This window comes from Campylobacter sp. 107 (assembly GCF_002383835.1).
Classification (GTDB): domain Bacteria; phylum Campylobacterota; class Campylobacteria; order Campylobacterales; family Campylobacteraceae; genus Campylobacter_D; species Campylobacter_D jejuni.
Genome location: NZ_NXBA01000072.1, coordinates 1 through 694, shown reverse-complemented (window position 1 = coordinate 694; position 694 = coordinate 1). Strand labels below are relative to the sequence as shown.

Genomic DNA, 694 nt, shown 5'->3' with positions numbered 1-694 from the left:
TTGTATAGCTCTTGCATAGGTAGAATTTTGATTATTATGTTTATCACCTAGTTTTTGGGTATCACCATTTTCATGTTTTTTGTCATTTTCTTTTTTTACATAATCAATCCAATGTAGCATCGCATAACTTGCATCAGCTACATTAGCATAGTCTAAGAATTTAGTGATTAAGTCTAATTTAGCTTCTTGTGTTTTAATGTTTTTACTCATTTGTTATTCCAAAAATCTAAATCTCAAATTATCTTTCTAATTTTTTATCTAACATCTTCACAATCTAATATTTCCTCATATTCAAAATGAAACCCAGCACCCTCATCGCCTCTTAAAAATATATTATAATTATAATACAAATATCGTTTAAATTCTTGATACTTAATGTTATTTTTATCATCAATATACCAAGCTTCTATTTCTTTTTCTTTTACTTTTCCTATTCCAAGTTTAATTTCGCGTGATTTAGTTTCTATTTCTTTCCAATTTGAAGGTTGAATTTCCAAATTCAATTTTTCATTATAAAAATATTTTATACCATTATTTTTAATTCTAATATTAGAATTATTCATCATAGCTTGAATAAATTGTTTTTTTAAATCCAAATAATCTTTATTAAACACTATCATTTTATTACTATTATCTTTACACAACTTCTTAAACTCATAATACTGCGGATCCATATATTTATAAGAACATCCTC

Annotated in this window: 1 protein-coding gene and 1 pseudogene; both read right to left on the bottom strand. The window is 24.4% G+C overall.

Going from position 1 to position 694, the window contains the following annotated elements; genetic code table 11:
• Nucleotides 1-210, bottom strand: a pseudogene (locus BGS40_RS07505) (methyltransferase); the annotation flags it as partial.
• A gap of 44 nt (nucleotides 211-254) precedes the next feature.
• The coding region (locus BGS40_RS07500) for a hypothetical protein (protein ID WP_096738569.1) at nucleotides 255-694 on the bottom strand (440 nt) is incomplete at its 5' end.